The 22,422-nt window shown below is 69.5% G+C and carries 18 protein-coding genes; 11 read left to right on the top strand and 7 right to left on the bottom strand.

Annotation, left to right across the window (positions count from 1 at the left end):
- Positions 1-130 precede the first annotated feature (130 nt).
- Positions 131-3,862, bottom strand: a complete 3,732-nt coding sequence (locus MKK67_RS27940) for a vitamin B12-dependent ribonucleotide reductase (RefSeq protein WP_243971648.1) — start codon at positions 3,860-3,862, stop codon at positions 131-133.
- 513 nt (positions 3,863-4,375) lie between these two features.
- On the opposite strand from MKK67_RS27940, the gene MKK67_RS27935 reads away from it, so the two are divergent.
- Positions 4,376-4,792, top strand: coding sequence for an NADH:ubiquinone oxidoreductase subunit NDUFA12 (locus MKK67_RS27935; protein ID WP_243971735.1), 417 nt, complete (start codon positions 4,376-4,378; stop codon positions 4,790-4,792).
- 210 nt (positions 4,793-5,002) lie between these two features.
- Positions 5,003-5,662 carry a DUF2155 domain-containing protein gene (locus MKK67_RS27930; RefSeq protein WP_243971646.1) on the top strand — a complete coding sequence of 220 codons (660 nt, stop codon included), beginning with the start codon at positions 5,003-5,005 and terminating at the stop codon, positions 5,660-5,662.
- Here the strand turns inward: MKK67_RS27930 and aat are convergent.
- The 4 genes from aat to MKK67_RS27910 all read right to left on the bottom strand — a co-directional run bounded on the left by aat (position 5,659) and on the right by MKK67_RS27910 (position 9,624).
- Positions 5,659-6,339 (bottom strand): leucyl/phenylalanyl-tRNA--protein transferase, encoded by a 681-nt coding sequence (aat, locus tag MKK67_RS27925; protein ID WP_243971644.1) that lies wholly within the window; start codon positions 6,337-6,339, stop codon positions 5,659-5,661. The genes MKK67_RS27930 and aat overlap by 4 nt on opposite strands.
- 311 nt (positions 6,340-6,650) lie before the next feature.
- Positions 6,651-8,003 (bottom strand): acetyl-CoA carboxylase biotin carboxylase subunit, encoded by a 1,353-nt coding sequence (gene accC, locus MKK67_RS27920; RefSeq protein WP_243971642.1) that lies wholly within the window; start codon positions 8,001-8,003, stop codon positions 6,651-6,653.
- A 196-nt stretch (positions 8,004-8,199) separates the two neighbouring features.
- On the bottom strand, positions 8,200-8,670 hold the full coding sequence (gene accB, locus MKK67_RS27915) for an acetyl-CoA carboxylase biotin carboxyl carrier protein (protein ID WP_243971640.1): 471 nt from the start codon (positions 8,668-8,670) through the stop codon (positions 8,200-8,202).
- Between the two features lie 159 nt (positions 8,671-8,829).
- Positions 8,830-9,624, bottom strand: a complete 795-nt coding sequence (locus MKK67_RS27910) for a DsbA family protein (RefSeq protein WP_243971638.1) — start codon at positions 9,622-9,624, stop codon at positions 8,830-8,832.
- Between the two features lie 135 nt (positions 9,625-9,759).
- Here MKK67_RS27910 and MKK67_RS27905 point away from each other — a divergent pair, with 135 nt between their 5' ends.
- Positions 9,760-10,419, top strand: a complete 660-nt coding sequence (locus MKK67_RS27905; RefSeq protein WP_243971637.1) for a DUF1345 domain-containing protein — start codon at positions 9,760-9,762, stop codon at positions 10,417-10,419.
- A 77-nt stretch (positions 10,420-10,496) separates the two neighbouring features.
- On the top strand, positions 10,497-11,651 hold the full coding sequence (locus MKK67_RS27900; protein ID WP_243971634.1) for a pyridoxal phosphate-dependent aminotransferase: 1,155 nt from the start codon (positions 10,497-10,499) through the stop codon (positions 11,649-11,651).
- Between the two features lie 4 nt (positions 11,652-11,655).
- Here the strand turns inward: MKK67_RS27900 and MKK67_RS27895 are convergent, their stop codons facing one another.
- Complete coding sequence (locus MKK67_RS27895; protein ID WP_243971632.1) at positions 11,656-12,354, bottom strand: phosphoglycolate phosphatase; 699 nt, start codon at positions 12,352-12,354, stop codon at positions 11,656-11,658.
- 128 nt (positions 12,355-12,482) lie between these two features.
- Here MKK67_RS27895 and MKK67_RS27890 point away from each other — a divergent pair, with 128 nt between their 5' ends.
- From MKK67_RS27890 to MKK67_RS27860, 7 genes are all read left to right on the top strand, one after another.
- Positions 12,483-12,947 (top strand): hypothetical protein, encoded by a 465-nt coding sequence (locus MKK67_RS27890; protein ID WP_243971629.1) that lies wholly within the window; start codon positions 12,483-12,485, stop codon positions 12,945-12,947.
- A 130-nt stretch (positions 12,948-13,077) separates the two neighbouring features.
- Complete coding sequence (gene rpiA / locus MKK67_RS27885) at positions 13,078-13,788, top strand: ribose-5-phosphate isomerase RpiA (protein ID WP_243971627.1); 711 nt, start codon at positions 13,078-13,080, stop codon at positions 13,786-13,788.
- A gap of 132 nt (positions 13,789-13,920) precedes the next feature.
- Positions 13,921-14,484 (top strand): DUF2059 domain-containing protein, encoded by a 564-nt coding sequence (locus MKK67_RS27880; protein WP_243971625.1) that lies wholly within the window; start codon positions 13,921-13,923, stop codon positions 14,482-14,484.
- A gap of 204 nt (positions 14,485-14,688) precedes the next feature.
- Positions 14,689-15,942 carry an O-antigen ligase family protein gene (locus MKK67_RS27875; RefSeq protein ID WP_243971623.1) on the top strand — a complete coding sequence of 418 codons (1,254 nt, stop codon included), beginning with the start codon at positions 14,689-14,691 and terminating at the stop codon, positions 15,940-15,942.
- Positions 15,939-17,321 carry a glutathione-disulfide reductase gene (gene gor / locus MKK67_RS27870; RefSeq protein ID WP_243971621.1) on the top strand — a complete coding sequence of 461 codons (1,383 nt, stop codon included), beginning with the start codon at positions 15,939-15,941 and terminating at the stop codon, positions 17,319-17,321. The genes MKK67_RS27875 and gor overlap by 4 nt, the downstream gene beginning before the upstream one ends.
- 54 nt (positions 17,322-17,375) lie before the next feature.
- Positions 17,376-17,696, top strand: coding sequence for an RNA polymerase sigma factor region1.1 domain-containing protein (locus MKK67_RS27865; protein WP_243971619.1), 321 nt, complete (start codon positions 17,376-17,378; stop codon positions 17,694-17,696).
- A 209-nt stretch (positions 17,697-17,905) separates the two neighbouring features.
- On the top strand, positions 17,906-19,288 hold the full coding sequence (locus MKK67_RS27860) for a class II 3-deoxy-7-phosphoheptulonate synthase (RefSeq protein WP_243971617.1): 1,383 nt from the start codon (positions 17,906-17,908) through the stop codon (positions 19,286-19,288).
- 188 nt (positions 19,289-19,476) lie between these two features.
- Here MKK67_RS27860 and MKK67_RS27855 read toward each other — a convergent pair whose 3' ends face one another.
- Positions 19,477-22,356: an EAL domain-containing protein gene (locus MKK67_RS27855; protein ID WP_279601863.1), complete on the bottom strand. Its 2,880-nt coding sequence runs from the start codon at positions 22,354-22,356 to the stop codon at positions 19,477-19,479.
- Positions 22,357-22,422 lie beyond the last annotated feature (66 nt).

Raw genomic sequence — 22,422 nt, 5'->3', positions numbered from 1 at the left:
CGATCCGAGGCGGCGGAGTTTCCTCCCCGCCCCCTGCTACTCCGTCAAAATCAGCGGAATAATCTCAGTGGGAGGTACTTATCTCGGAGGATGCGCACCTCGTGCTCAGTCGCAGCATAACACGGCATAACTATGAGCACCCGGTAGTGCTTCCGCAGGTGTCGCACTTCAGGCAGGTGCCGTTGCGGACCAGCGTGAAGTTCGCGCATTCCGGGCAGGCCTCGCCGACATAGCCCTTCATCTTCGCCTCCGCGCGACGGTCGGCGACGGTGCGCTCCGCCCTGGCGAAGGGGAGGGTGTCGGCGATCGTCTCCGCCTGGGCGGCGATGGCTGGCTCGGCCTTCAGTGCCGAGGTACCGTGGATCGCGTGCACCGTGCCGCCGGCCGGGGCCGATTGGCCGGTGCTCGGGGCGCCGACACCGACCGTGCCGCCCGCCGGGCCGCCCTGGATCAGGGTGAGGCGGTCGGCCGAGCCGCGCAGCAGGCCGCGCGAGACCACCGAGGAGGCCGGTGCCGGCTTGGACCCCTCGCGGGTGGTGTCGCCCGCCTCGCCGCCGCCGAGGACCGTGCCGCCGATCTCGGCGGGACTGACATGGGCCAGGTCGGCGCGGCCGAGATACGACACGGCCAGCTCACGGAACACGTAGTCGAGGAGCGAGGTCGCGTTCTTGATCGCGTCGTTGCCCTGCACGAAGCCGGCCGGCTCGAACCGGGTGAAGGTGAAGGCCTCGACATACTCCTCCAGCGGCACGCCGTACTGGAGGCCGAGCGAGATCGCGATGGCGAAGTTGTTCATCAGGCTCCGGAAGGTCGCGCCCTCCTTGTGCATGTCGATGAAGATCTCGCCCAGGCGGCCGTCGTCGTACTCGCCGGTGCGCAGGTAGACCTTGTGGCCGCCCACCACCGCCTTCTGGGTGTAGCCCTTGCGCCGGGCCGGCAGCTTCTCGCGAGAGCGGATGTGCTCGACCCGCTCGATCACCCGCTCGACGATCTTCTCCGCGATCTGTGCGGCCTTGGCCGCCGCGGGCGCCTGGATCAGGGTCTCCAGGGCGTCGTCGGCCTCGTCGTCCTCATCGGCGATCAGGGCGGCGTTGAGCGGCTGCGACAGCTTCGAGCCGTCGCGGTAGAGGGCGTTCGCCTTCAGCGCCAGGGTCCACGACAGGCGGTAGGCCGCCTTGCAATCCTCGACGGTGGCGTCGTTGGGCATATTGATCGTCTTGGAGATCGCCCCCGAGATGAACGGCTGGGCCGCCGCCATCATGCGGATGTGGCTCTCCACCGAGAGGTAGCGCTTGCCGATGCGGCCGCACGGGTTGGCACAATCGAATACGGGATAATGCTCGGGCTTGAGGCCCGGCGCGCCCTCCAGCGTCATCGCCCCGCAGATATGGGTGTTGGCAACCTCGATGTCCTTCTTGGAGAAGCCGAGGAACGGCAGCAGCTCGAAGGTCGGATCAGACAGTTTCTCGACCGGGACCTTCAGGGTCTGGGTCAGAAAATCGTCGCCGAGCGTCCAGCGGTTGAACACGAACTTGATGTCGAAGGCCGACTTCAGCCCCTTCTCCACCGCGGCGATCTTGTCGTCGGTGAAGCCCTTGCCGCGCAGGGTCGTCGGGTTGATTGCCGGGGCCTGGCCCATGGAGCCGTGGCCGACCGCGTAGGCCTCGATCTCGGCGATCTCGGATTCGCGGTAGCCCAGCGCCCGCAGCGCGTCCGGCGCCGCCTGGTTGATGATCTTGAAGTAGCCGCCGCCGGCGAGCTTCTTGAACTTCACGAGGGCAAAATCGGGCTCGATGCCGGTGGTGTCGCAATCCATCACCAGGCCGATCGTGCCGGTGGGCGCGATCACGGTCGCTTGGGCGTTGCGGTAGCCGTGGGCCTCGCCGAGTTCGAGGGCCCGGTCCCAGGCCGCGCGGGCATGGGCGCCGAGATCCGCCTGCGGGATGTTGGCGTGGTCGAGCGGCACCGGGGCGATGCTGAGGAACTCGTAGCCCTCCGCCTCGCCGTGGGCGGCGCGGCGGTGATTGCGGATCACCTTCAGCATCGCGTCGGCGTTGTCGTCATAGGCTGCGAAGGGGCCGAGCTCGGCCGCCATCTCGGCCGACGTGGCGTAAGCCACACCGGTCATGATCGCGGTGAGCGCGCCGGCCAGCGCGCGGCCCTCATGCGAGTCGTAGGGCAGGCCCATGGTCATGAGCAGGCCGCCGATATTGGCGTAGCCGAGGCCCAGCGTCCGGTAGCGGTAGGACAGCTCCGCGATCTCCTTCGACGGGAACTGCGCCATCATCACGGAGATCTCGAGCACCACCGTCCAGAGGCGGTTCAGATGCTCGAACGCCTCGACGTCGAAGCGCTTGGTCTGCCGGTCGTACATCGTCAGCAGGTTGGCCGAGGCCAGGTTGCAGGCGGTGTCGTCCAGGAACATGTATTCGGAGCACGGGTTCGAGGCCCGGATCCGGCCGCCCGACGGGCAGGTGTGCCAGTCGTTCATCGTGGTGTTGAAGTGCAGGCCCGGATCGGCCGAAGCCCAGGCCGCCTCGCCGATCTTCTCCCACAGCTCGCGCGCCGGGATGGTCTTGGCGACCTTGCCGGTGGTGCGCTGGGTGAGGTGCCAGTCGGCACCGGCATCGACCGCCCGCAGGAAGTCGTCGGTCAGCGAGACCGAGTTGTTGGAGTTCTGGCCGGCGACGGTAAGGTAGGCCTCGGAATCCCAGTCGGTGTCGTAGACGGGGAAGTCGATCTTGGTGAAGCCCTGGCGGGCGAACTGGACAACGCGCTTGATGTAGGAATCCGGCACCGAGGCCTTGCGGGCGGCCTTGATCTCGCGCTTCAGGGCCGGGTTGCGCTCGGGATCGAAGCAGGCATCGCCCTCGGCTTCGCACTGGGTGCAGGCCTTCATGACCAGGCCGAGATGCTTGGAGACGACCTTGGAGCCGGTCACCAGGGCGGCGACCTTCTGCTCCTCCTTCACCTTCCAGTCGATGAACGCCTCGATATCCGGGTGGTCGATGTCGACGATCACCATCTTGGCCGCGCGACGCGTCGTGCCGCCCGACTTGATCGCGCCGGCCGCCCGGTCGCCGATCTTGAGGAAGCTCATCAGGCCCGACGACTTGCCGCCGCCGCCCAGCTTCTCGTTCTCGCCGCGCAGGGCCGAGAAGTTCGACCCGGTGCCCGAGCCGTACTTGAACAGGCGCGCCTCGCGGACCCACAGGTCCATGATGCCGCCGTCGTTGACGAGGTCGTCCTGCACGCCCTGGATGAAGCAGGCATGCGGCTGCGGGTGCTCGTAGCTCGACGCCGAGCGGGTCAGCTCACCGGTGCGGTAATCGCAGTAGAAATGGCCCTGGCTCGGGCCGTCGATCCCGTAGGCCCAGTGCAGGCCGGTGTTGAACCATTGCGGCGAGTTCGGCGCCACCATCTGCTTGGCGAGCATGTAGCGCAGCTCGTCGAAGAACGCCGAGGCGTCCTCCTCGGAGGAGAAGTAGCGGCCCTTCCAGCCCCAGTAGGTCCAGCAGCCGGCGAGGCGATCGAACACCTGCGTGGCGGAGGATTCGGAGCCGATGCGCTCCTCCTCGGGGAGTTCGGCGAGGGCGGCCTCGTCGGCCACCGAGCGCCAGAGGAAGGAGGGGACGTCGTTCTCCTCGACCTTCTTGAGGCGAGCCGGCACGCCGGCCTTGCGGAAATACTTCTGGGCCAGCACGTCGCTGGCGACCTGGCTCCAGCTCTCCGGCACGTCGATGCCGTCCAGGCGAAACACCACGGACCCGTCGGGATTACGGATCTCGCTCAGGGCCTTCCGGAACGGAATACCGGTATAGGGCGACTGTCCGGCCGTGGTGTAGCGACGCTCGAACCGCATGAAACACACCTCTCCCGTCGGGACACGCATGTCCCGGCCCCGCTGGACGCGGAGTCTATGCCCGATGATGGGGTCGCGTTCGCCCGCGCCCGGAAACCGGGCACGCGGCGATTCTGCGAACATGAATTAGGACCGATTGAACCTGCCGAACGCACCACAGGGGCGGCGCAACCGATGCAGGGACATTACCGCCGCCACCGCTCTCACGTCAACAAGTGGTGTGCGGCCACCCGGTTCCCCGCTAGATGTTGTGCTGGCAACCAAAAGCCTGTGGATATCTGGAACGACTCCGGTAAGTGCCCTTCCGGCATTCGGGATTCGGATCGGAAAAATTTTCGATCCACATCCCTAAGTAGAGACGTGTCCTCGGAGCCCGCGAATACGCCGCAGCTGGCGGAAACCGGCGTTGCCGCGCAGCGACAGTTGGGCCGAACCGCTGGACTCAGCCGCGCGCGCTCACCATAACGACGCCACGAAGCGCCCATGCGGCGCGGCTTGAATCCGGGACCGGCGATGGCGCTGAAGGACACTTTGCTGCGCGTCTTCACGTGGTGGAACGGCCAGACCGTCTCGCTGGCGCTCCAGACCGCGCGCTCCGGCATCTTCGTCGGAGAGGACGATTTCGGAAACAAGTATTACAAGGCGGAAGGCGCCCTGATCGACCGTTCGGTCGGCTCGGAGCGGCGCTGGGTGGTCTACAATGGCTACGCCGACGCCTCGAAAGTACCCCCGGGCTGGCGCGGCTGGCTCTGCCACAACGTCGACCTCGCCCCGAGCGAGGAAGCGTATAAGCCCCACGCCTGGCAGCAGCCGCATGTCGAGAACCAGACCGGCACGCCGAACGCATACCGGCCGCAGGGCTCGCAGCTCTCCTGGGGTTCCCGCCCGGCGGCGACCGGCGATTACGTCTCTTGGACGCCCGGCGAGTAGGCTTGCGGCTCCGGCGCCCTTTTGCCGCCACCGTTCCGGTGTTCACCTCGGTGCCATCCGATCCGACCGCCGCACCCGTGACGGCGCGACCGGCCTCCCTCTAGAGCTCCGCCCCGGATCCGGGACGCGGCTCTGGGGTCCTTGTTTCGCATCGTCGTCGTCCGAAGGCCGGCCGCCACGGTTCGGGACGATGCTTTAGGGGTCCGAGCCTTGAGCCGCAGCAAAGCCCTCGCACGCCCCATCCTGACTGTCGCCGCCCTGGCACTTGCCCTCTGCGCCGGCCCGGCCGCGGCCGACAAGATCAAGAACCCGACCGCGGTGTTCTCCGGCCTCGACAAGATCACCGGGCGCATCGTGTCCTTCGAGGTCGCGGTGGACGAGACCGTGCAGTTCGGCTCGCTGCAACTGACCTCCCGGGTCTGCTACACGCGGCCGCCGACCGAGAGCGCCAAGACAACGGCGTTCCTCGAAGTCGACGAGGTCACGCTCGATAACAAGTATCGCCGCATCTTCACCGGGTGGATGTTCGCGTCGAGCCCGGGCCTGCACGCGATCGAGCACCCGATCTACGACGTCTGGCTGGTCGACTGCAAAGGCGGCAGCGACGTGATCGCCGAGGCGAAGGAGCAGGAGGACGTGCCGGCGGTGGCCGCCAAGCCGGAGCGGACGAAGCGCGCCGGCCGGGATTCGACCAAGACCGCGCAGCAGCTCAACGCCGCCGGCCAGGTCGATGTCGAGGCGCCGCGCGGCGTGCCGGTGCAGCCCCGCCAGAAGCCCTCGCGCAAATTCTTCCCGTCGAACGAAGGCCCGGCGCCCGCCCCGCCGCCTCCGCCGCAGCCCCAGAACCTGTTCGACGCGATCTTCCGCTAGGTCTCGACGCCGCCCAGCGCGTCCAGTGCCTGCGCGCCCGGCACCGAGCCGTCACAGGGCCAGACGTTCCAGTCCGCGACCTGATCGAGGGCTGCCGCCAGCCGCCGCTTGTAGACGTGCCGGGGCAGTTCCTCGGCGCCGAACTGCGTGAGGTGGTCGGTGACGAACTGCGTGTCGGCGAGCCGGTAGCCGCCGGCGCGCAGGCGGGCCATCAGGTGGACGAGGGCGACCTTCGAGGCGTCGCGCACCTCGTGGAACATGCTCTCGCCGAAGAACGCCGCCCCCAGCGAGACGCCGTAGAGGCCGCCGACGAGGCGCCGCTCCTCCCCTGCATAGACCTCGACCGTGTGGACGTGGCCGATGTCGAACAGGGCGCCGTAGAGTTCGCGGATGCGCCCGTTGATCCAGGTCTTCTCGCTGTCCCGGCGCGGGGCGGCGCAGCCGGTGATCACCCCGTCGAAATCGGTGTCGCACCGGACCTCGAACTGATCGGACCGCACCGTCCGGGCCAGGCGCCGGGACACCCGGAACCCGTCCAGCGGCAGGACGCCGCGCGCCCGGGGCTCGACCCAGTACAGGGTCGGGTCGGTCGCATCCTCGGCCATCGGGAAGATGCCCGCCGCGTAGGCCTTCAGCAGGATCTCGGGGGTGATGTCCACGCGGGTCGGATCGTGCATGGGGCGAGTGTCGCGCGGGGCCGGTCCAAATGCCAGAGCCGGAACCGGCCGCGATCGCCGCAAGCCCAGTTTCAAAACTTTATCGGAGACACGATCTCGGTCGGACGGGAGTTCCAACCGACGGATATCCTGGTCTCCCCCTCATCCTGAGGTGCCGGGCGATCGAAGATCGCTTGGCCTCGAAGGAGCCCTCCAGGGATCACGCGGCTGGCTGGAGCCCTCCTTCGAGGCCTCCGCTTCGCTCCGTCGCCTCAGGATGAGGGCGAGGGTGGGGAGGACCGGTCAAACTGGCTCGCGGTCTCTCGCGGGCCTCAGACCTTCATGCCGCCATCGTCCAAAAAGTGCTCGAGCCAGTGGATGTCGTAGAGGCCGTTCTGGACGTCCGGGTTGCGGACCAGGGTGCGGAACAGCGGCAGGGTGGTGTCGATGCCGTCGATCACGAACTCGTCGAGCGCCCGGCGCAGGCGCATCAAGCACTCATTGCGGGTGCGCCCGTGGACGATCAGCTTGCCGATCAGCGAGTCGTAATGCGGCGGGATGCGGTAGCCCTGGAACGCCGCCGAATCGACCCGGACGCCGAGGCCGCCGGGGGTGTGATAATGGGTGATCTGGCCCGGGGAGGGCCGGAAGGTCTCCGGGTGCTCGGCGTTGATCCGGCACTCGATGGCGTGGCCCTCGACCTTGATGTCGGATTGCGAGACCGAGAGCGGGCCGCCCGAGGCGACCTGAATCTGCTCGATCACCAGATCGATGCCGGTGATCATCTCGGTGACCGGATGCTCAACCTGGATGCGGGTGTTCATCTCGATGAAGTAGAACTTCCCGTCCTCGTACAGGAACTCGACGGTGCCGGCGCCGAGATAGCCCAGCTCCTTCATGGCGTTGGCACAGATGCCGCCGATCTCGGCGCGCATCGATTCGTTGAGCGCGGGCGAGCCGCCTTCCTCCCAGACCTTCTGGTGGCGGCGCTGCAGCGAGCAGTCGCGCTCGGCGAGATGGACCGCGCCACCGCGGCCGTCGCCGAGCACCTGCACCTCGATATGCCGCGGCTTCTCCAGGTACTTCTCCAGATAGACCGCATCGTCGCCGAACGCGGCCTTGGCCTCGGAGCGGGCCATGCCGATCGCCTGCTCCAGCTCGGCCTCGGTGCGGGCGACCTTCATGCCGCGCCCGCCGCCGCCGGCCGCCGCCTTCACGAGGACCGGGTAGCCGATCCCGGCCGCGACCCGCTTGGCCTCGTCGGCATCCTCGACGCCACCCTCGGAGCCCGGCACGCACGGGATGCCGAGTTTCACCGCCGTGCGCTTGGCCTCGATCTTGTCGCCCATGGTGCGGATATGCTGCGCCTTGGGGCCGATGAAGCCGATCTGGTGATGGGCCAGCACCTCGGCGAAGCGCGCGTTCTCGGACAGGAAGCCGTAGCCCGGATGCACCGCATCCGCGCCGGTGATCTCGCAGGCCGCGATGATCGACGGGATGTTCAGGTAGCTGTCCCGGGCGGCGGGGGGCCCGATGCAGACGCTCTCGTCGGCCAGCCGGACATGCATGGCATCCGCGTCGGCGGTGGAGTGGACCGCCACGGTGGCGATCCCGAGTTCCTTCGCCGCCCGCAGGATGCGTAGGGCGATCTCGCCGCGGTTCGCGATCAGGATCTTGTCGAACATCGAACCCTTAGAGCGTCCAGGCGATCCGACGGGACCGCGCAGGATGATCTATCCTCTTGTTGCGCGGCGTTTTCCAGGCCCGAAGCGGCAGCCGGTCCGGCGGAAGACGACCAAAACTTCCTGCGCCGAGGCGATCACCGCCTCGGGGCGGGATTCGGAGCAGAGAGCGGAGCGGACGTGCAGCCTCGGACGCCGCTCACGCGATGACCAGCAGAGCCTCGCCGAACTCGACCGGCTGGCCGTCCTCGACGAAGATCGCCGTGACCGTGCCGGCGCGGGGCGCCACGATCTCGTTGAAGGTCTTCATCGCCTCGATGAGAAGCAGCTTGTCGCCGACCTCGACCTTCGAGCCGATATCGATGAACGCCTTCGCCTCCGGGGAGGGGCGCAGATAGGCGGTCCCGACCATCGGGGACGGCACCGAGCCGGGATGCGCGCGGGCCGGCTCGGCCGGCGCGAGGGCACCCGTGGGCGGAGCCACAGGGGACGCCGCCACGGCGGCAAGCGGTGCCGGCGCCGCGACCTGGACGTTCACGGGCTCGAGCCGCCGGACGACGCGGATGCGCAGGTCGCCCTTCTCGACCTCGATCTCGGACAAGCCGGTCTCGGTGACGAGGTTGGCGAGTTCGCGGACGAGCTCGGAGTCGATGGGATCGTTCTTGGGCATCCGGCCTTCTTCGTATCGCGCCGCGGCGGTCGGTTCATCCGGCATGCGCGCTGGCACTCGATCACAGCCTTGCGGCTGGCGGCTCTTAGACGAAGGCGGCCCGGCGCGACAAGGCCGCGCAGTCCGCCATCCGCCGGTGGGAGGCTCCGGCCTGGCGCCTCAGCAGGAGGCGTGGCCGCATTGGCGCACATCTGCGATGGTCTTGCGGATCGGATCGACGCCGACGGCGCCCGGAATCACCTCGTCGCCGATGATGAAGGCCGGCGTACCGGACAAGCCGAGCCGGTCGCCCAGGCCGCGATTCTCGCTGAGCGCGGCTTTCACCTCGGGGGAGGCCATGTCCTTCTGCAGCTTGGTCGTGTCGGCGCCGAGATCCTTGGCGACCTGGATCGCCCGGGCACCGTTCACCCGGCCCTTGGTCTCAAGCAGCTTCTGGTGGAATTCGAACAGCTTGTCGCCCTTAAGCTGCTGGCGCACGGCGACCGCGACCTGGCTCGCCTCCAGCGATTCCGGGCCGAGCACCGGGAAATCCTTGATCACCACGCGCAGCTTCGGATCGGTCTTGATCAGGGTCTGCACGTCGACCAGCGCCTTGCGGCAATAGCCGCAATTGTAGTCGAAGAACTCGACCAGCGTGACGTCGCCCGTGGGGTTGCCGGCGACCACGTCGTGCGGGCCGTTGACCAGGGCCTCGCGCGCCTCCTTGAGGGCCGCACTCTGGGCGAGGCGCTGCGTCTCCGCCTGCTGCTTCTCGGCCTCGGCCAGTGCCTCCTGCAGCACCTCCGGGTGCTTGATCAGGTAGTCCTTGACGATCGCCTCGATGCCGGCGCGCTGCGCATCCGTGAACGGAGCGGCAGCGGGCGCGGCGGATTGCGTGGCGTCCTGCGCCGACGCCGGGACGGCGGCGAGACCGAGCGCCAGGGCCAGCGCGGGCAGGGAGCGGTTGAAGAGCATGGATCCTCGCTTGCGCGGCAGGCCGGCCCGCGCGTGGCGCGAGCGGTAGGGGCTGGGTTAGGCGTTTTCGCGGCGGCGGGTCAAATCACGTACCCGGCAAGCAAATTCCAGCCGCCAAGCGGAACCGGTCCCTCCATGCCCAAGCTGTTCCGAGCCTTCTGGCTGCGTCCGCATCTGCTCTGCGCGATCGCGGTGGCGATCATCGCCGCCCTGCTGGTGCCCGGCCTCGATCCCGGCATGCGGCTGCTCACCGGCTGGTGCGCCGGCGTGATCGTCCATGCGATCCTGGTCGTGCGCCGGGCCACGGGGCAGACCCGGGACGCCATGCGCCGCGAGGCCGCCCGGCTCGACGACAGCGCCGGGGTGATCACGGTCTTCGCCCTGCTGGCCGCGGCGGCGAGCCTCGGCTCGGTGGCGGTGCTGGTGGTCGGCGGTCGCATCGCCGGCACCGGCGAGCGTTACGCCCTGGCGCTCGCCGGCATAAGCCTGCTCTGCACCTGGGTGTTCGTGCAGATGATCTTCACCGTGCACTACGCCCACGTCTATTATGGCACCGCGGACGAGGCCGGCGGCGAGCGCGGCGGCCTGGATTTCCACGGCGATCCTGAGCCGGATTTCTGGGATTTTTTGTATTTTACCGTGACCATCGGGGCGGCGGCGGCCACCTCCGACACCAACCTCACCAGCAAGCGCATGCGGCGGATCGCGACCGCGCAGACGGTGGGCGCCTACCTGTTCAACACAGGCATCCTGGCGCTGGTGGTCAACATGGCCGCGGGCCTCGCGCCGCACTGACGCCGGTTGAGGCTGGGGCCGCCAGGGTCTAACCCCGGTGCTCCGCTGACCCGCCCTCGCGCACCCGTCAGGACAGCATGATTCCGATCTCCCGGCGGGCCGCCGCCGTCCAGCCGTTCCTCGCCATGGACGTCATGGCTGCCGCCGCCGCCAAGGCCCGGCGCGGCGACGACGTGGTGCGCATGGAGGTCGGGCAGCCCTCGGCGCCGGCCCCGCGGGCGGTGATCGCCGCGACGCAGGCGGCGCTCGCCACCGGGCGCGTCCCCTATACCGAGGCGCTGGGTCTGCCGGCCCTGCGCGAGCGCATCGCCCGGGACTATGCCGAGCGCCACGGCGTCGCGGTGAGCCCGGAGCGGGTGGTGATCACCACCGGCTCCTCCGCCGGCTTCGTGCTGGCCTTCATGAGCCTGTTCGATGCCGGCGCCCGCGTGGCGGTGCCGCAGCCCGGCTACCCGGCCTATCGCAGCATCCTGGCCTCCCTCGACCTCGTGCCGGCCCCGATGGTGCTGCGCGAAGAGGACCGCTTCGCCCCGACCGCCGCCCTGCTGCGCGAGACCCAGGCCCGCGCCTCGGTGGCCGGCGCCCTGGTGATGAGCCCGGCCAACCCCTCCGGCACGGTGATCACGGAAGCGGCTTTGTGCGATCTCTGCGCGGCCAGCCGCGAGCTGGGCCTGCCGCTGATCTCGGACGAGATCTATCACGGCCTCAGCTATGGCGTGCCGACCGTGACCGCCCTGCGCTTCGATCCCGACGCGGTGGTGATCAACTCGTTCTCGAAATACCACTGCATGACCGGCTGGCGCGTCGGCTGGATGGTCGTGCCCGAGGCCCTGGTCCGCCCGATCGAGCGGCTGGCGCAGAATCTCTACATCTCGGCGCCCTACCTGTCGCAGGTCGGCGCGCTGGCGGCGCTCGACGCCACGGACGAGCTCGACGCGGTGCGCGACGGCTACGCCCGCAACCGGGCGATCCTGCTCGATGCGCTGCCCGGCCTCGGCCTCGGGCGCGTGCACCCGGCCGACGGCGCGTTCTACCTGTACGCGGACGTGGCGAACCTCACCAACGACGCCACCGGTTTCTGCCGGCGCATGCTCGACGAGGCCAACGTCGCCGCGACCCCGGGGCTCGATTTCGACCCGGATCTCGGCCACCACCATGTCCGGTTCTCGTTCGCCGGCTCCGAGGCCGAGTGCCACGAGGCGGTGGCGCGGCTGCGGACGTGGCTGCGCTAACCCCTTACGCCACCTGAACCGGCACCAGGGCGCGGACCGCCTCAGGTAGTCCCGAAAAATGCTCGATCACCCGGTCGGGCCCGAGTTCGTTGACCGGCACGTCGGTGTAGCCGAAGGTCACTGCCACCACCGGGATGCCGGCGGCCTTGGCGGTGTCGATGTCGGTGCGGGAATCACCGATCATCACGGCCCGGTCCGGATCGCCCCCGGCGCGTTCGATCGTGCCGGTGAGATGGCTCGGATCGGGCTTGTAGGCTGGGAAGGTGTCGCGCCCGCAGATCGCCGCGAAGCGGTGGCCGATCCCGAGCAGGCGCAGCAGCTCCACCGACTGGCCCTCGAACTTGTTAGTGCAGACCGCCAGCCGGAAGCCCGCAGCCTCCAGCGCGTCCAGCGCCTCGACCACCCCGGAATAGAGATGCGACGTGTCGGCGAGGTGCTCCCCGTAATGGGCGATGAAGGCGTCGAACAGCCGCTCGTGATCCTCCGGGGAGAGCGCACGGCCCTCCGCCTCGAAGCCGCGCCGGATCAGCGCCTTGGCGCCGGCCCCGATCAACCCGCGGGCCTGGGACAGCGGCAACTCGGCCAGCCCCTCCCGCTTCATCAGCACGTTGAGCGTGCCGATCAGGTCGCCCGCGGTTTCGGCCAGCGTCCCGTCCAGGTCGAACACGGCGATCGGCGGGCGGGTCGTCGGTTCGGCGGGCATCCGGTCGGGCTCCTGTTGGGGTGAGGCTTCGCTAAAGGCGCCCAGCGCGGCGGGCAAGGCGGCGCGGCGCCCCACACTCGCCTGAAAGCCCAGCGAAAGGCGAAGCGCGTCAGCTCCCGGATCCCGCGATGAAACCGTTTCTGCCCCTTCTCGCCACCTGTATCGCGCTGGCCAGCGCGCCGGTCGCGGCGGCCTCGTTCGAGTTCGTGCCCGCGCCGCAGGCCGACCTGAACCGGATGTACCGGGTCGACAAGGTCACCGGCGAGGTGACCTCGTGCCAGTACGGGCTCCAAGAATCGGGCGGCGGCATCGGCCAGACCGTCTGCTTCGGCCCCGGCGAGGGCGCCGGGGCGCAAGCGCCGTCGGAATACGGCCTGGTGGCGAGCCGCCACACCCGCGAGGCCGGCGTGTTCCGAGTCAATTACCGCACCGGCGAGATGAGCATCTGTTTCGTGCTGGTGAAGAAGGAGCAGGTGGTCTGCACCCAGCAAGCCAAGCCCGGCGCCGAGGGCGCCTCCGACGCGCCGCTGACTGGGCCGGCCCCCGGCCGGGCCGGGGCCAGCGCGACACCGGCGCAGGGCGGGCGCTTTTGAAGCCACCCGCCCCGCGGAGGCGTTCCGGTCCGCCCTGCGGCGTGCTACGGGCCGCGCGACTCTCTCAGCAAGCCCGGCAGCCCCGCATGCGCGCCCTCTCGATTCACCTCGCCGACCGGACGGCCCGGCCTTGAGCGGGCCGGACCTGCGCCGGGCCGCGGCCGCCCGCGCCCTCGACCTGATCGAGCCCGGCATGCGGCTCGGCCTCGGCACCGGCTCGACCGCGGCGGCCTTCGTAGCCCTGCTCGGCGAACGGGTCCGCGACGGGCTCGACATCGTCGGCGTGCCGACCTCGGAGGCGACGCGGCTGCAGGCCGAGGGCCTCGGCATCCGCCTCGCGACCCTCGACGATCTGCCCGAACTCGACCTGACCATCGACGGCGCCGACGAGGTCGACGACCAATTGCGCCTGATCAAGGGCGGCGGCGCTGCGCTCCTGCGCGAAAAAATCGTCGCCTGCGCCAGCCGCCGCATGGTGGTGATCGCCGACGTGGCCAAGCACGTCGCCCGGCTCGGCGCCTTCCCGCTGCCGATCGAGGTGAACCTGTTCGGCCTCACCGCCACGCACCGCGCGGTCGAGGCGGCCATCGCCCGGGCGGGCTGCACCGGCCCGGTCCGGCTGCGGCGCGATCCGGCGGGCAAGCCGATCCTCACTGATGGCGGCCACCACATCCTCGACGCCCATCTCGGCGCCATTCCCGATCCCGATGCGCTCGGAGCCGTCCTTTGGGCCGTGCCGGGTGTGGTCGAGCACGGCCTGTTCCTCGGCATCGCCGACGCCGCGATCCTGGCCGCGGACCGGGGCGGGCAGGCCGACGTCACCATTCTCGGCCGCGTCTGAGGCATCATCCCGAAAGGTGGCGCCCGGCTTTCGGCAGAAGATGATGCACACTTAAAGCCTTGGCCCATCGTTCCGGGTCCTGCATCCGGAACGATGGGCCAAGGCGCAGCAATTTCCGTAGGAACGTTCAGCATGTCCCGACGCCTCACCGCCGCGCTCGGCCTCGCCCTCGCCGCGGTCACGATCCTTCCGCACACGGCCTCGGCCCAGGCGAACAAGCCCGCACCCGCGAAGCCGGCCGCGCAGCCGAACACCCCGGCCGCCGCGACGCCGACCTTCACGGCAAGCCACCTCGCCTTGGCCCGCGAGGTGATGCTCAGCTCCGGCATCGCCCGCTCGTTCGATTCGGTGCTGCCGGCCTTCGCCGACCAGATCCGCAAGCAGTCGGTGACGCGGCCCGAACTCGCCAAGGATCTCGACGAGGTCCTGACGTCTCTGCAGCCCGAGATGGAGCTGCAGAAGCAGCGCATGATCGACATCGCCGCCCGCACCTACGCGGCGAAGTTCCCGGAGCCCGAGCTGAAGGAGATCGCGACCTTCTTCCGCTCGCCGGCCGGCAAGCACTACGTCGAGGCGCAGCCGCAGCTCCTCGACGAGATGGTGCAGGAGATGCAGGACTGGACGCAGGAAGTGTCCGAATACGTCATGGTCCGGGTGCGCGCCGAGATGGGCAAGCGGGGTCATCAGTTGCAGTGAGGGGGGGCTGGGCCGTCGTCGTAAGATCGGCTTCAGCTCAGACTGTCCCACCCACGCCCTCATCCTGAGGCGACGGAGCGAAGCGGAGGCCTCGAAGGAGCCCTCCAGGGATCACGCGGCCAGTTGGAGGGCTCCTTCGAGGCTCGCGGCGCTCGCACCTGAGGATGAGGGGAATGGTTTGGATATCCGTTGTCCCTGAACCTCATGCGAGCGCGATCAAACGGCCATGTGGCCTCTGAAAAGCTCGCCAACCGCCTCTACGCGGCGGGTGCGGCCCTGCTCGCCGTCCTGCCGTTGGCGATGGTGCTCGCCAACCGGTCGAGCCCGGCCATTATCGCCCTCGCCGCGCTCGCCTTCCTGGTTGGATGCTTCTTCGAGGATCGCCGTACCCTCGCGCCACGCCTCCTCACCCCCCTCGGCACGCCACTCGGCATCGCGGCCCTGGCTTTCCTCGCCTGGTGCCTCGTCTCCTTCGCCTGGAGCCCATTCCCCAGCGCGTCGCTGCGGGTGCTCGGCGAGTTCTTGCCCACGCTCATGGCCGCCTACCTGTTGACCTGCCTCGCCCCCGGCCGGATCTCGGCCTTCGCGCCCCGCCTCGCCGCGGGGGCGATCGTGCTGGCGGGCCTGATCATCGCACTCGACCTCGCCTCCGATCTCGCCCTGGAGCGAGCGCTCGGACGCCGGGTCGCCGCCTTCGTCCATAACCGGCCAGCCCTCACCCTCGATCTCGTGGCCGGTCCCGTGGCCCTCGTGCTCTGGCGGACCCGCGCCCGGGGCCTCGCGATCGCCACCCTCGTGTTCGGCGCCCTGGGCGTCCTGCGCTCGATCAGCGGCGCCGCCCAGCTCGGTCTCCTGGCCGGGGCCGGGCTGTTCGGTTTGGCGCGGCTGCTGCCGAGACGCGTCGGGATCGGGCTCGCGGGAATCGGCCTCGGCATTGCCGTGGCCCTCGCCCCTGTGGAGGGGGACCTGCTCGCGAAGGTGATGCCGGAGGCGGCGCATGAGCGCCTGGTGCAATCCTCCTCCCGGGCACGGGTCGCCATCGCCCGCAGCTTCGGTGCCGTGGTGGCGGCCGATCCTTGGCGCGGGGCCGGATTCGGCACCAGCGCACGCTTCGCCGAGACCCCGGTGGCCGGGACGGTCGAGCCCGAGATGCGAATCCTGCTCGGCGTCGGCCACCCGCATAACAGCTTCCTGCAGGTCTGGGCCGAGCTGGGATTGCCCGGCGCCTGCCTCGCCGCGCTGGTCCTGATGCTGATGCTCGGCCGCATCGCGGCCCTACCGCAGCCGGACCGCGCCGCGGCCCTCGGCCTCGTCGCCTGCGCGGCGTCCATCGCGTTCGTCGAGCACAACGGCTGGGCGGCGTGGTGGACGGCCGGGCTCGGCGCTGCCATCACCTGGATGCGTGAGGCGGCGACGCCCCACACCGAGACGAGACCCGAGATGGACGGCCCCGCATGAGCGCCTACGACGTCGACCTCTTCGTCATCGGCGGCGGTTCGGGGGGCGTCCGCGCCGCCCGGATCGCGGCCGGCTACGGGGCCAAGGTCATGCTGGCCGAAGAGTACCGGGTCGGCGGCACCTGCGTGATCCGCGGCTGCGTGCCGAAGAAGCTGATGGTCTATGCCGGCCGCTTCGCCGACGAGTTCGAGGACGCCGCCGGTTTCGGCTGGACGATCGAGCGCCCGCGCTTCGACTGGAGCGTGCTCAAGCAGCGCCGCGACGCCGAGGTGACCCGCCTCGAGGGGATCTACGACACCAACCTCATGCGGGCCGGCGTCGAGATCGTGCCCGAGCGCGCCGTGATCGAGGATCCGCACACGATCCGCCTGCTCGCGTCGAACCGGACGGTGCGGGCCGAGCGGATCCTGATCGCAGTGGGCGCGCACCCGGTGAAGGAGCCGGCGGTGCCGGGAATCGAACTGGCGATCACCTCCAACGAGGTGTTCGAGCTGGAGAGCCTGCCCGGGCGCATCCTGGTGATCGGCGGCGGCTATATCGCAGTGGAGTTCGCGGGCGTCTTCGCGGCGCTCGGCAGCCGCACGACCCTGCTCCACCGGGGCGACAGGCTGCTGCGGGGCTTCGACGACGAGGTCCGCGATGCCCTGGCCGAGGCCTATGGCCGGCGCATGGACCTGCGGCTCGGCCGCACGCTCAAGCAGATCGACCGGCGTGCCGACGGCCTGTGCGCGCGCCTCGACGACGGCACGGAGATTGTTTGTGATCAGATTCTGGTGGCGACGGGCCGGCGCCCGAACGTTACCGGGCTCGGCCTCGACAAGGTCGGGATCGAGACCGACGCCGTCGGGGCGATCCCGGTGGATGCCTATTCCCAGAGCCCGGTCCCGTCGATCTACGCGGTGGGCGACGTCACCAACCGCGCCAACCTGACCCCGGTGGCGATCCGCGAGGGCCACGCCTTCGCCGACACGGTCTACGGCGGCAAGCCAACCTGCGTCGATCACCGGCTGATCCCGACCGCGGTGTTCTCGACCCCCGAGATCGGGATCGTCGGCCACACCGAGGCCGCCGCCCGGGAGATCTACGGCAAGATCGACGTCTACAAGTCGCGGTTCCGGCCGATGAAGGCGACGCTCTCGGGGCGGGAGGAGCGGATCCTCATGAAGGTGCTGGTCGATTGCGCCAGCGACCGGGTGGTCGGCGTCCACATCTTCGGCCACGATGCCGGGGAGGTGATCCAGGCGGTCGGCATCGCCGTCACCATGGGCGCCACCAAGGCGGATTTCGACCGGACCATCGCGGTCCATCCGACGGCCGCCGAGGAGCTCGTGACCATGCGGGTGCCGGAGGTGACCAAGCATCCCGTAGGGGTCGGTTAAGTTCAGCAGGTCGCGGGGTCTCGACGCGGTGCGCGGCCGAGCCATATCAGGGTCATGGGCAAGCAGGGCGCAGGGAAGAACGATCGCGAGGACGACGCGCACGCGCGTCGCCAAGCAATCATCGACGGCCTGCTGGCCGACGCCTTGCGGCCGGCCTTCACCTATCGGGCCCCGAGCCACGACGCGCTGCCTGCCGACATCCGCCGTGCGATCGACCGGCTGCTGGCGAAGGCCGAAACCCAGCGCAGCCGCTGCCTGACCTACGACGATCTCGAAGAAGCCCTGCCGCCCCGCGACGTCTCCGCGGAGGATCTGGAGGCCATTTTTTGGATTTTGGCCGAGCACGGGATCGAGGTCGAGGACGGCGAGGCTTGAGGCCGACAGGGTTTCGAGAACGCGTCGTCTGGAATCGGCGATGACCCAGTGGCCGTGCGCAAAGCGCTGCGGTGCTGCTCACGCAACTCTGCTTCAGGCTCTTGCCTGCCCTCAGGAATCCGCCACTCGCAAGCACCCGGGAACCTCTCTATAAGCCGCGCTTCGCGCGTCATGCGCGATCGCACGACGAACGTGCGCGGAGAGAGGTCATGGCCGAGCGTTGGACACCGAAGAACTGGCGGAATCTGCCGATCCAGCAGGTCCCCGCCTATCCGGATTCGGCAGCGCTGCAGGCGGTCGAGACCCAGATCGCGCGCTTTCCGCCGCTGGTTTTTGCAGGTGAGGCCCGCAAGCTGAAGGCGGCGCTCGCGCGCGTCGCCGCGGGCGAAGCCTTCCTGCTCCAGGGCGGCGACTGCGCCGAGAGCTTCGACGAGCATTCGGCCGACAACATTCGCGACTTCTTCCGGGTGTTCCTGCAGATGGCGATGGTGCTCACCTTCGCGGGCGGTTCGCCCGTGGTGAAGGTCGGCCGCATCGCCGGGCAGTTCGCCAAGCCGCGCTCCTCGCCCACCGAGACCCTCGACGGCTTGAGCCTGCCGAGCTACCGCGGCGACATCGTCAACGGCATCGGCTTCACACAGGAGGCCCGCATTCCGGACCCGCGCCGGCAGCTCGAGGCCTACCGGCAATCGGCCGCGACCCTGAACCTGCTGCGCGCCTTCGCCACCGGCGGCTACGCCAACCTAGAGAACGCGCATCGCTGGATGCTGGGCTTCGTGAAGGATTCGCCGCAATCCTCGCGCTACCAGGATGTCGCCGGCCGCATGACCGACGCGCTCGATTTCATGCGGGCGATCGGCATCAATCCGGAGACGCATCCGGAGGTGCGGACCACCGATTTCTACACGAGCCACGAGGCCCTGCTGCTCGGCTACGAGGAGGCGCTGACCCGCGTCGACTCGACCACGGGCGATTGGTACGCGACCTCCGGGCACATGCTGTGGATCGGCGACCGCACCCGGCAGCCGGACCACGCGCATGTCGAGTATGCCCGCGGGATCAAGAACCCGATCGGCCTGAAATGCGGCCCGTCCATGCAGGCGGACGGCCTGATCCGGCTGATCGACCTGCTGAACCCGGAGAACGAGCCCGGCCGGCTTAGCCTGATCTGCCGGTTCGGCGCCGACAAGGTCGGCGACCACCTGCCGGGCCTGATCCGGGCGGTGGAGCGGGAAGGGCGGTCCGTGGTCTGGATCTGCGACCCGATGCACGGCAACACCGTGGCAGCGGGCCGCTACAAAACCCGGCCGTTCGACCGGGTGATGCAGGAGATCGAGGGCTTCTTCGGCGTCCACCGGGCCGAGGGCACGTTCGCAGGCGGCATCCATCTCGAGATGACCGGCAAGGACGTGACCGAGTGCACCGGCGGCGCCCGGGCGCTCACCGCCGACGACCTACAAGACCGGTACCACACCTACTGCGACCCGCGCCTCAACGCGGAGCAGGCGCTGGAAGTGGCGTTCCGCACCGCCGAGCTGGTCAAGGCCGAGCGCAGCCACGTCGAGCGCCCGCGCCTCGACGCGGCGGAGTAGGGCGCTCCGCCAAATCGCTCGTCCTGTGCGGGCGTGCTGATGCCCACATCGGGTCGGCGGAATACACTGGAGACACCGCGGCTCTCCCCCCCCCTCTGCGGGGGGAGGGAGACGCGCTTAAGGGTAGCCTTGGCCCTCATTCGGCAGCGATGGCTGAACGTCGTAGCTCTGCACGGGGGAGGGCCCCCTCAGGCAATGGCCCGGGCGGCGCCGTTCCAGCGGTTGATCACCTCGCCCACCTGGGAGACCGGGACCGCGCGGCTGATCAGGTAGCCCTGGACCTCGTCGCAGCCCTCGGCCCGCAGATGCGCGAGCTGGGCCTCGGTCTCCACGCCCTCGGCGGTGGTGGTCATGCCGAGGCTGGAGCCCAGCCCGATCACCGCCCGGACGATGAAGTCGGTCCCGTCCTTGATGCACAGATCGCGCACGAAGGACTGGTCGATCTTGATCTTGTCGAACGGGAAGCTGCGCAGGTAGCTCAGCGACGAGTAGCCGGTGCCGAAATCGTCCATCGAGACCCGCACACCCAAGGCCTTCAGGCTGTGCAGGATCGCCGTGGTCGCGCCGGGATTGGCCACCAGCACCGATTCGGTGATCTCCAGCTCCAGGCGGCGCCCAGGCAGGCCGGTCCGGCGCAGGGCCTCGCGCACCGCGGTGACGAGGCTCGCCGAGGTGAACTGCACCGCCGAGACGTTGACCGCGACCTTGAGCCCATCCGGCCAGCGGGCGGCTTCCTCGCAGGCCCGGCGCAGCACCCACTCCCCAAGCGGGACGATCAGGCCGAGCTCTTCGGCGATCGGGATGAACTCGGCCGGCGAGACGAAGCCGCGGCTCGGGTGGTCCCAGCGCAGCAGGGCCTCGAAGCCGCAGATCCGGTCCGCGGCGAGGCTGTAGATCGGCTGGTAGTAGACCTCGAAGGCCTCGCGGGCGAGGGCGTCGCGCAGGTCGCGCTCCAGGATCCGACGGGCCTGGAGGCGGGCATCCATCTCGGGCTCGAAGAACCGGAACGAGCCCCTTGCCTCGGTCTTGCCGCGGTCGAGGGCGACCTCGGCGTTCTTCAGGAGCTTCTCGCAGCTCGCGCCGTCGCCCGGCGCCAGGGTGATGCCGATGGTCAGCCCGACGCTGATCTCGTGGCTGCTCAGGCTGTAGGGCGCGCTCAGCACCTCGATGATCCGGCGGGCCAGAACGGCGGCCTCCTCGGCCCGGTCGACGCCCCGCTGGACGACGATGAACTCGTCCGCGCCGAGCCGGGCGACGCAGTCGATCTCGCGCACGCAGGCGGTGAGCCGCTCGCCCACGGCCGCCAGCAGTTCGTCCCCGACCCCGTGGCCCAGGGTCTCGTTCACCGGCCGGAAATCGTCGAGATCGATGGCGAAGACCGCGAAGCCCGAATCGCGCCCGGCCTGCGCCACCGCCATCTCGATCTGCTGGCCGAGCGCCTCCCGGTTCGGCAGGCCCGTCACGGTGTCGTGGTGCGCCAGGAAGGCGATGCGGGCCTCGGCGCGGCGGCGCTCGGTGACGTCCTCGTAGGTCGCCACAAAGCCGCCATCGGCGGTCGCGCGCCGGTCGATCGAGACCGTGCGGCCGTTGCCCAGCTCCTGGAACTGCGTATGCCAGATGCCGCCGCGATGGGCCTCGTGCTCCTGGCGGAGGAGGGTGGCGAGGTCGCTGCCCGGATGGTTGCCGGCCGCGAGGCTGACGCTCAGCACGTCCTGCGCCGACATCCCGGGAACGATGGCATCGGCGGGCAGGCCGTAAATCTCGCTGTAGCGCCGGTTCACCACCATCAGGCGATGCTGCGCGTCGTAGAGGCAAAGGCCCTGGGACATGTTGTCCAGAGCCGCGTCGAGCCGGAGGTTGGTCTCGGTCAGCCGGTCTTCCTGCTCCTTGAGCAGGCTGATGTCGCTGCACACGGCCACGAAGCCGCCCGACTGGGTGGCGCTGCGGCTCACCCGCAGCCAGCGCCCGTCCGCCAGCCGGATCTCGCCGTCGCGGGCAAGCGCCCGGAAGCACTCGTCGAGGGTCTTCGAGCCGGAGCCGGCTTCATCGGCAGGGACCGCCAGGGACATGCCGGCCGCGATCGCAGCCTCCAACCCATCGAAGAAATGCAGAGCCTGGGCGTTGGCGAGGGCGATGCCGCCTTCGGCATCGACCACGACCACGCCCTCGCGGGAGGTCTGGAGCGCGTCGGTCACCAGGGCCTCGGCGACGCGGCGCTGGCTGACCTCGCGCTGCATCATCGCGTGGATGTTGTCGCGCATCACCGCCATCGAGCGGAGCAGGCTGCCGAGCTCGTCCCGGCCGCCGGCCGGGATCCGGTCGTCGAGGCGCCCGCTGGCGATCCGTTCCGCCGCCACCGAGGCGTCCGCTAGCGGGCCGGTGATGCGGCGGTTGAGCAGCCACGCGATCAGCGCGCAGGCGAACACCGCCAGGCCGGCCACGACGGCGTTGACGTGCATCTCCCGGGCGACGAGCATCCGGGCAGCCTGGCGGAAGGTGAAGCCGTCGCCCGCGGTGTAGTTGACCAGGAGGTCGATCTGGCTGTCGACCGCGTTGGCGCGCTGGTCGAGCGCGTCCCAGCGCTCGGGGCGAGCCGTGGCCGGATCGAGGCCGCGGCGCATCTCCTCCCAGGCGGCCACGGCCGCCTGCACGGCGCCGGCGGTGCGCACCGACCGGTCCGACTGCGAGCGCTCGACCGCAATGGTCAGGTCTTCGGCCAGCGTGGTCGAGAGTTCGGCGATCTCCGCATCGAGCTTGGCCGCCTCGGCGGCGTCGCGGACATAGGTCCGGCGGGCGAAGGCGCTGCGCATCTTGGCGAAATCCGCCGCGGTCGCCCGGGCGTAATTGATCGACATCAGCGATTCGTCATAGGTGCGGTTGACCAGCACCCCGACATGCGAGATCGCCACGACGGCGTAGAGACCGAGCGCGCCGGAGAGCAGGCTCATCCCGAGGAAGGCGACGAAGATCCGGCCGCGGATCGTCGTCGACAGACCCGTCACGCCGCGCGCAAGACGCGCCAGACCCGAAGGCGCCTGCTCGTCCGTCGCTCTCTCGGGGTCTCGCATCGCACCGGGCCGCCGTGTGACAGGTCCAGTGAACCGTAATTGCTACATGTTAAGGCTCGATTAGCC

The organism is Methylobacterium sp. J-072, from assembly GCF_022829425.1.
GTDB lineage: Bacteria > Pseudomonadota > Alphaproteobacteria > Rhizobiales > Beijerinckiaceae > Methylobacterium.
Note: the sequence above shows the minus strand (reverse complement) of the source record. Positions and strands in the feature narration are given on the sequence as shown.

Coding starts and splice junctions, on each gene's coding strand:
- MKK67_RS27940 (WP_243971648.1), bottom strand. CDS start 3,862: ATGCGGTTCGAGCGTCGCTACACCACGGCCGGACAGTCGCCCTATACC.
- MKK67_RS27935 (WP_243971735.1), top strand. CDS start 4,376: ATGGCGCTGAAGGACACTTTGCTGCGCGTCTTCACGTGGTGGAACGGC.
- aat (WP_243971644.1), bottom strand. CDS start 6,339: ATGCACGATCCGACCCGCGTGGACATCACCCCCGAGATCCTGCTGAAG.
- accC (WP_243971642.1), bottom strand. CDS start 8,003: ATGTTCGACAAGATCCTGATCGCGAACCGCGGCGAGATCGCCCTACGC.
- accB (WP_243971640.1), bottom strand. CDS start 8,670: ATGCCCAAGAACGATCCCATCGACTCCGAGCTCGTCCGCGAACTCGCC.
- MKK67_RS27910 (WP_243971638.1), bottom strand. CDS start 9,624: ATGCTCTTCAACCGCTCCCTGCCCGCGCTGGCCCTGGCGCTCGGTCTC.
- MKK67_RS27905 (WP_243971637.1), top strand. CDS start 9,760: ATGCCCAAGCTGTTCCGAGCCTTCTGGCTGCGTCCGCATCTGCTCTGC.
- MKK67_RS27900 (WP_243971634.1), top strand. CDS start 10,497: ATGATTCCGATCTCCCGGCGGGCCGCCGCCGTCCAGCCGTTCCTCGCC.
- MKK67_RS27895 (WP_243971632.1), bottom strand. CDS start 12,354: ATGCCCGCCGAACCGACGACCCGCCCGCCGATCGCCGTGTTCGACCTG.
- MKK67_RS27890 (WP_243971629.1), top strand. CDS start 12,483: ATGAAACCGTTTCTGCCCCTTCTCGCCACCTGTATCGCGCTGGCCAGC.
- MKK67_RS27880 (WP_243971625.1), top strand. CDS start 13,921: ATGTCCCGACGCCTCACCGCCGCGCTCGGCCTCGCCCTCGCCGCGGTC.
- MKK67_RS27875 (WP_243971623.1), top strand. CDS start 14,689: ATGCGAGCGCGATCAAACGGCCATGTGGCCTCTGAAAAGCTCGCCAAC.
- gor (WP_243971621.1), top strand. CDS start 15,939: ATGAGCGCCTACGACGTCGACCTCTTCGTCATCGGCGGCGGTTCGGGG.
- MKK67_RS27865 (WP_243971619.1), top strand. CDS start 17,376: ATGGGCAAGCAGGGCGCAGGGAAGAACGATCGCGAGGACGACGCGCAC.
- MKK67_RS27860 (WP_243971617.1), top strand. CDS start 17,906: ATGGCCGAGCGTTGGACACCGAAGAACTGGCGGAATCTGCCGATCCAG.
- MKK67_RS27855 (WP_279601863.1), bottom strand. CDS start 22,356: ATGCGAGACCCCGAGAGAGCGACGGACGAGCAGGCGCCTTCGGGTCTG.